The 3,005-nt window shown below is 68.1% G+C and carries 3 protein-coding genes; 2 read left to right on the top strand and 1 reads right to left on the bottom strand.

Annotation, left to right across the window (positions count from 1 at the left end; genetic code table 11):
* Positions 1–660: alpha/beta hydrolase (locus tag PF446_RS06150; RefSeq protein WP_298070361.1), on the top strand; the 660-nt coding region annotated here is incomplete at its 5' end.
* 21 nt (positions 661–681) lie between these two features.
* On the top strand, positions 682–2,178 hold the full coding sequence (locus PF446_RS06145) for an amidase family protein (protein WP_298070360.1): 1,497 nt from the start codon (positions 682–684) through the stop codon (positions 2,176–2,178).
* 9 nt (positions 2,179–2,187) lie between these two features.
* Here PF446_RS06145 and PF446_RS06140 read toward each other — a convergent pair.
* A partial coding sequence (locus PF446_RS06140) for a prolyl oligopeptidase family serine peptidase (protein ID WP_298070359.1) occupies positions 2,188–3,005 on the bottom strand: 818 nt, incomplete at its 5' end.

The raw sequence follows: 3,005 nt of genomic DNA, 5'->3' as shown, positions 1-3,005 counted from the left end.
GCCCAATTCATTCGCGCGCTGGATCTGCAGCAACCGGTGCTCGTGGGACACTCGCTGGGAGGCGCCCTGGCGCTGGCGCTGGCGCTTGATCATCCCGGCTGCGTGCGCGCGCTGGTTCTGGTGTCGCCTTTGAGCCAGCAGATGCCGGACCCGCCGCCGCCTTTGCGTTCGCTGGACCTGCGCTCGCCCTGGCAGCGCCGCCTGATCGCATGGTTGTTGTTGGCGCCGATCGGGCGGCTCATGCATCGCAGGATCATGCGTGGGATCTATGCGCCCGAACTGCCGCCGCCAGGATCCGACGTGCAGGGCGGCGGCGCGCTCGGACTGCGCCCTTCGACGTTCACTCGGGCCTGTCTCGACCTGCTTCATGTCTCCGACGACCTGCAGTGCCTGGTGTCGCGCTATGCGGAGCTGGAGCTTCCGGTCGAGGTGCTGTTCGGTCGTCAGGATCCGGTGCTCGACCCCTACGAACATGGAGAGCGATTGGCTGAGCTTGTGCCCGGCGCTCGGGTCCACTTGATCGACGGTGGGCACATGATCCTGGTCACGGCGCCACAGGAGGTGGCCAGGCGCATTCACCGGGCGGACGCCCGCAGCCGGGGCGCATCCGCACCACAGGATTCACCCGGCGCAGCGCCAGTGCGTACGATGGAATCCTAGACGCAGCCAAAAGGTCCGAGGATGTTCAAGGAATACCAGAGACATGACGCCACGGGCCTGGCCGAGCGCATCGCATCCGGCGAGGTCTCGGCTGGCGAAGTGCTGGAAGCCGCGCTGGCGCGTGCTGCAGGGATCGATCCGCAACTGGCCGCGATCTGTGTGCCGATGCAGGCCATCGCCCGCAAACGCGCGGCAGGCCCACTGGCCGGCCCGTTCGCGGGCGTTCCGTTCCTGCTCAAGGACATGAGCCAGGACTATGCCGGCGTGGCGTCGCCCTGCGGCAGCCGCGCGTTGCGCCACTGGATTCCCGCGCACCACGCCACCTATGTGCAACGTGTGCTGGACGCCGGGATGGTGGTCTTCGGCAAGACGGCGGCGCCGGAATTCGCGCTCAAGGCCGAGACTTCGCCGCGGGTATGGGACCGTCCCACGCGCAATCCGTGGGACCCCACGCGCACGCCCGGTGGCTCGTCGGGTGGCGCCGCAGCAGCCGTGGCGGCCGGGATCGTACCGGCTGCGGGCGCCTCGGACGGCGGCGGCTCCATACGCATACCGTCGGCTTATTGCGGCTTGTTCGGCCTGCGACCCTCGCGCGGACGCGTAGCCAGCGGCCCGGACGAGGCCGAGCACTGGGAAGGGGCGTCCAGCGAGCATGTGATCACCCGCAGCGTGCGCGATTCGGCGCATCTTCTCGATGTGCTCGCGGGCGCGTCATCCGGAGCGCCGTTCGTCATTTGCTCTCCGGAAATCTCCTATGCGCAGGCCATCACGCGGCCGCCCGGGACCTTGCGCATCGGCTTCAGTACCCGTTCGCCGCTGGGTACGCAGGTGCATCCCGAGTGCGTACGCGCGGTCGAGCGTGCCGTGGATCTGCTGGTGGCTCTGGGGCACGCGGTCGAGCCGGCCGAGCCCGAGGTGGACGGCCACGACCTGGCACGCAGCTACATCACCATGTACTTCGGCCAGACTGCAGCCGCTATTGCCCGCGCCCGGCACCTGACCGGCGCGCGAGCGCATGCTTTCGAACTGGAAACGCGCGTGCTTGGCCTGCTCGGCCGCACCTTGTGCGCGGGCGACTACGTCGAACAGCACCGGCGCTGGAACGACTATGCGCGTGCATTGGGCCGCTTTCACGAAAGCTATGACCTGTACCTCACGCCGACCACGGCGCAGCCGCCCAATCGCATTGGGGAACTGGACACCCCTCCGGGCCAGCGCGCCCTGGCGCGGGTGGTCCTGGCCCTGCGCGCCGGGCGCCTGCTGATCAAGAGCGGCATGGTCGACCGCCTGGTCCAGACCAGCCTTCAGCGGGTGCCGTTCACCCAGTTGTCCAATCTCACGGGTACTCCCAGCATGTCGGTGCCGCTGCACTGGGCGCCGGCCGACCCGGGCGGACCCGAGCTGCCCTTTGGCGTGCAATTCGTGGCCCGCTTCGGAGCCGAGGACCTGCTGTTGCAGCTGGCTGCCCAGCTGGAGCAGGCGCAGCCCTGGGCGGATCGTCGCCCGCCCGGGGCCTGAAACCGGCGCTTACGATCCGAGGTGGTCGGTCACCCAGCGCTGGATGGCCTGGTAGTACAGCTCGCGGTGAACCGGATCGTGCGGCGAGTGCCGCCCACCCGGCAGTGCGATGAACTTCACCGGGACGTGACGGCTTTCCAGCGCGTGGTACAGCGCGAACGACTCGGTGATTGGCACCGTGATGTCCGAGGTCCCCGAAAGGATCAGCGTCGGCGTGGTGATCTGCCCGGCGTAGGTGATCGGCGAGCCGCTGCGGTAGAGCGCGGCGCTGTCCTTGTCCCACGGACTTCCACCAAGCGAGTCGCGTGTCCAGGCCAGGTTGCCGGCACCGGAAAGTTCATACTCCTCGGTCCAGTCCACGGCGCCGTCGGCCACCACCGCGCATTTCCACAAGTGCTGGTGCGAGATCAACCAGCCGGTCATGTAACCGCCGTAGGAATGGCCCACCGCGGCAATGCGCGAGGTGTCCACCAGGCCCTTGTGCTCGAGCATGCGTATGCCCGACATCACGTCGCTGTCCGGTCCCTTGCCGGGATCACGGTAGATCGCGTGCTCGTGCGCGCTGCCGAGGTTGTCGCTGCCGCGGTAGTTGGGCTCGAACACGAGGTAGCCGTCGGCTGCAAACTGATCGCGCAGCGGGCCGATCTCTCCGCTGTCGAAGTCGGAGGTCGATGCCGCCTCCGGGCCGCCGTGGCTGTAGACCACCAGTGGATAGTGGTGGCCCGGGACGTAGTGGTTCGGGTAGGTCAGGATGCCATCGTTGGCCTGTCCGTCGGGCGCGGTCCACTTCACCTGGACGCTATGTGCGAAATCATGCGCGTCAACGC

It is taken from the genome of Oleiagrimonas sp. (assembly GCF_027858935.1).
Lineage (GTDB): Bacteria > Pseudomonadota > Gammaproteobacteria > Xanthomonadales > Rhodanobacteraceae > Oleiagrimonas.
The sequence above is the reverse complement of the archived record's forward strand: the minus strand, read 5'-3'. Positions and strand labels throughout refer to the sequence as shown.